At 36.9% G+C, this 3,863-nt stretch carries 4 protein-coding genes and 1 tRNA gene; all 5 read left to right on the top strand.

All coding sequences use genetic code 11. The features are described 5' to 3' along the window. The first annotated feature begins 230 nt into the window (after positions 1-230). The 5 genes from J6L95_RS03315 (at position 231) to J6L95_RS03295 (ending at position 3,801) form a co-directional block, all read left to right on the top strand. Positions 231-374, top strand: coding sequence for a DUF898 family protein (locus J6L95_RS03315; protein ID WP_287458142.1), 144 nt, complete (start codon positions 231-233; stop codon positions 372-374). 240 nt (positions 375-614) lie between these two features. Continuing rightward, complete coding sequence (locus J6L95_RS03310) at positions 615-1,892, top strand: O-acetylhomoserine aminocarboxypropyltransferase/cysteine synthase family protein (RefSeq protein WP_029069874.1); 1,278 nt, start codon at positions 615-617, stop codon at positions 1,890-1,892. A gap of 172 nt (positions 1,893-2,064) precedes the next feature. Further along, on the top strand, positions 2,065-3,249 hold the full coding sequence (locus J6L95_RS03305; protein ID WP_029069875.1) for an aminotransferase-like domain-containing protein: 1,185 nt from the start codon (positions 2,065-2,067) through the stop codon (positions 3,247-3,249). An 18-nt stretch (positions 3,250-3,267) separates the two neighbouring features. Next, positions 3,268-3,612, top strand: coding sequence for a tautomerase family protein (locus J6L95_RS03300; protein WP_287458141.1), 345 nt, complete (start codon positions 3,268-3,270; stop codon positions 3,610-3,612). A gap of 112 nt (positions 3,613-3,724) precedes the next feature. Continuing rightward, a tRNA-Asn gene (locus J6L95_RS03295) sits at positions 3,725-3,801 on the top strand. The last annotated feature ends 62 nt before the right edge of the window (positions 3,802-3,863 follow it).

Raw genomic sequence — 3,863 nt, 5'->3', positions numbered from 1 at the left:
CGGTAGAGGCGAAGTGGACACGCCTGTAAGAATAAGGATTGCCTGACTTGTCGGGTGGAAACTTAAATATCAAACTTCTTAAATAGAACCGTCAGGTTCTTAGAAGCCACCTACCTTTAGGTGGGTGGTAGTTCACACTGACAGTCATTACATTTGGGATTGCTTTCCCATATTGCACAGTAACCCTTTATCGTTGGGAAATCTCTCACAGTGTCATCGATGGAAGACGCTTGCGATTTGATGGAACGGCAATGGGCTTATTTGGACAATGGATCAAATGGCTGTTTCTCATTATTATCACATTAGGGATTTATTCTTTCTGGGTAGCTATTGCTTTGAAAAAATGGAAAGTTGCCCATACTCATTTTATTTAAAAAGAGCGATTCGCTCTTTTTTTATTTCTCTAATAATTAGATATAGAAAACGCATATAAGTTACTATATTGCCAATAAACTACTAAAGTGGTAGGATATTATCAATTCCTACAAACATAGTAGGTTGAAGGAGGCAGCTATGAAAATTCTGACAATTGATTATTTTCTCGCCTTAGATCGAATGTGTATTTCAAGATAAGAATCACATAGATATTTATAGATAACGGGGAGGAGAAGAATATGAGTAACTATAGATTTGAAACATTACAATTACATGAAGGACAGCAGCCAGATCCAACAACAGGAGCTAGAGCTGTACCTATTTATCAGACAGCCGCATATGTATTTGAAGATGCGGATCAGGCAGCTGCCCGCTTTGCATTATCAGATGCAGGAAATATTTACGGAAGACTAACTAACCCAACAGTGGATGTATTTGAAAAGCGTATTGCAGCCTTAGAAGGAGGCGTAGGAGCATTAGCCTTATCTTCTGGTGCCGCAGCAGTCACTTATGCGATCAAGAACATCACAAAATCTGGAGATCATGTGGTAGCCGCTAACAATATTTATGGTGGAACTTATAACTTATTAGCACATACTTTAGTTGATGATGGTATTACTACTACTTTTGTAAAAGATTTAGATCCAGCATCATTTGAAGCCGCAATCCAGGACAATACAAAATTAATTTTCATTGAAACATTAGGAAATCCACGTAGTGAAGTCACTGACATTGAAGCAATTGCAAATGTAGCTCATAAACACGGCTTACCGCTAGTAATAGATAATACATTCGCTACACCTTATCTTGTTAAACCTATTTCTTACGGTGCAGATGTGGTTATTCATTCAGCAACTAAATTCATCGGTGGACATGGTATTGGCGTAGGCGGTGTCATTGTAGATGGAGGAACATTCGATTGGCTTGCCCACAAAGATAAATTCCCAGGTCTTACTACACCAAATCCATCATACCATGGTATCAATTTCGCAAAAGATGTAGGAAAAGCTGCCTATATTACAAGAATTAGAGCCATTCTTCTTCGTGATGAAGGAGCAACATTATCACCTTTCCAGGCATGGCTATTCTTGCTTGGATTGGAAACATTATCTTTAAGAGTAGAACGTCATGTAGAAAATGCATTAAAGATTGTTAACTTCTTAAATCAGCATCCAGGCGTTGAAAAAGTACATCATCCATCAATTAACAATGATGCATTATATCAGAAGTATTTCCCTCATGGAGGAGGTTCAATCTTCACTTTTGAAATTAAAGGTGATGAAAGAAAAGCTAAAGACTTTATCGATCATCTTCAGATATTCTCATTACTTGCCAATGTAGCAGATGTAAAATCGCTCGTCATTCATCCAGCATCTACTACTCATGCACAGCTTAATGAAGAAGAATTAAATGAAGCTGGTATCTATAAGAATACTATTCGTTTATCGATCGGTACTGAACATGTGGATGATTTAATTGAAGACCTCTCACAAGCATTCACAGCTATCGGACTCTAGAAAATTTCTAGAGTTCTTTTTATGATTTTTCTTAAATATTATGTTAAAATAAATCAAATAAAAAAATTACGCTATAAAGATATAAAACTTGTAAGCGTATGCAAAAACAGTTACAGGTAACTTGTAAAACGCTTTCAGTTGGATTATAATAGCGAGTAAACGAGGTAACAGTATGAAATATCAGTTTTCTAGAAAGATGCAGAACGTTAAAGCTTCTGCGATTAGAGAAATATTCAAGGCGCTTGCCGACAAGGAAATTATTAGCTTTGCAGGAGGTAACCCTGCAGCGGATGCATTTCCAGTAGATGAGATAATAAAAGCATCAGAAGAGCTTCTTGAAGATAACCCTATTTCCGTATTGCAGTATGGCTTAACTGAAGGAGACCCTTTCTTTTTAAAGAAAGCAGCTGCTTTTATTAATAGAAAAGGCGGCATTATTAAAGAAGGAGATCAGATTATTACGACGACAGGCTCTCAGCAAATCATGGATCTTGCATCCAAGGTCTTATGCAACGAAGGAGATGTTGTGGTAGTAGAAGAACCATCATTTCTTGGGTCATTAAATTCATTTAAGGAAAATGGCTGTCAATTAAGAGGTGTACCTTATAAAGATGGTGAAATTGATCTAGCAGCATTAGAACTTGCTTTATCAACACAGCCTAAGCCTAAGTTTATGTATTTAATCCCTAATTTCCAGAACCCAATGGGAACAACAATGTCATTAGATACAAGAAAAAAGGTTCTTGCATTGGCGAAACAATATGAAGTGCTTATTTTAGAAGATGATCCTTATGGAGAACTAAGATTTGAAGGAGAAGATATTCCTTCACTTAAACAGTTAGATGAAGATGGATTAGTTCTCTATGGTGCAAGCTTCTCAAAAATCATGGCACCAGGTATGCGTGTTGCGTGTGCCATCGCCAATCATGAATTAATTGAAAAGATGGTTGTCGCAAAGCAGGGAGCGGATGTTCATACAAACTTATGGGCACAAAAAGTTATTGCTCGTTTGTTAGATTCCATGGACATGGATGCACATTTAGAAAAACTAAGAAAAATTTATAAAGAAAAATGTGAACTTATGCTAAATGAGATGGAAAAGCACTTTTCTGATCAGGTTACATACACTTCTCCAGAAGGTGGTATGTTTATTTGGGTGCACCTTCCTTCTCATGTAGATACAGATGCCTTTGTGAAAGAGGCTTTAAAAAGAAAAGTGGCGGTTGTGCCAGGAGCTGCTTTTTTAACTGATGATAGTCAAGAATGTCATGCGTTTCGTATGAACTTTTCGACACCTTCTCGTGAGGATATCATCAAAGGTGTGAAAATATTGGGAGACATGACGCAGACATTCTAATTTTAGGAGGTTTGTTTTATGCCATTTTTAAGATTTACAACTAATAGAACATTAACATTACAACAGGATAGAAAACTTAAGGAAGCTGCTGGAAAAGTGATTTCACTTTTCCCAGGCAAGAGTGAAAGAGCTCTTATGATGCATATTGAAGATAATCAGATTATGTATTATCAGGGAGACGAACAGGACGCTATGTATGTGGATTGTAAAATCTATAGACATGCAAATAAAGAAGAACGTCAGGCTTTCACTGAAGCTCTTATGGATAAGGTAGAAGAAATTACTTCTATTCCAAAGAACAATATTTACTTAACAATCCAAGAGTTTGATGAGTTTGGTTTTAATGGTAAACTTAATGGATAAAGAGCCGAAAGGCTCTTTTTCTGATTCAATAAAAAAAGTGTAAAAAAATTCATAAAAGCTATTGCAATATATAAAATCTCATGGTATATTATGTGAGCACTGAAAAACAAATGCCTGTTTAGCTCAGTTGGTTAGAGCATCTGACTGTTAATCAGGGGGTCGTAGGTTCGAGTCCTACAACAGGCGCCAGTGGCGGATTGGAGAAACGGTTAACTCACATGCCTTTCACGCATGCATTCACGGGTTCGAAT

It is taken from the genome of Kandleria sp. (genome assembly GCF_017934775.1).
Classification (GTDB): domain Bacteria; phylum Bacillota_I; class Bacilli_A; order Erysipelotrichales; family Coprobacillaceae; genus Kandleria; species Kandleria vitulina.
The sequence above is the reverse complement of the archived record's forward strand: the minus strand, read 5'-3'. Positions and strand labels throughout refer to the sequence as shown.